General features: G+C 68.2%; 1 pseudogene. It reads right to left on the minus strand.

Annotated elements, in window-relative coordinates:
• Window positions 1-88 precede the first annotated feature (88 nt).
• Window positions 89-277, minus strand: a pseudogene (locus RMT89_RS42750) (organic hydroperoxide resistance protein); the annotation flags it as partial.

Genomic DNA, 277 nt, shown 5'->3' on the forward strand with positions numbered 1-277 from the left:
GGCCGCCGCGCCACACGACTGGCACGATCTGGACCGGTAACCCGGCCCTTTGGCCGCAGCAGGCAGTCACCCGCTGCGGCCTGCTCTCTCAGGCAACGATCAGCGCCACATTGATGTTGTTACGGGTAGCGTGCGAGTACGGGCAGACGATGTGCGCCTTGCGCACCAGATCCTCGGCCTGCACGGCGGGCACGCCCGGCAGCGAGATGGTCAGTGCCACGTCGATGGCGAAGCCGGTGCTGACCGCACCGATACCGACGCGACCGGTGACCGAGGC

This window comes from Streptomyces sp. P17 (genome assembly GCF_032436805.1).
In the GTDB taxonomy this organism is placed as follows: Bacteria; Actinomycetota; Actinomycetes; order Streptomycetales; family Streptomycetaceae; genus Streptomyces.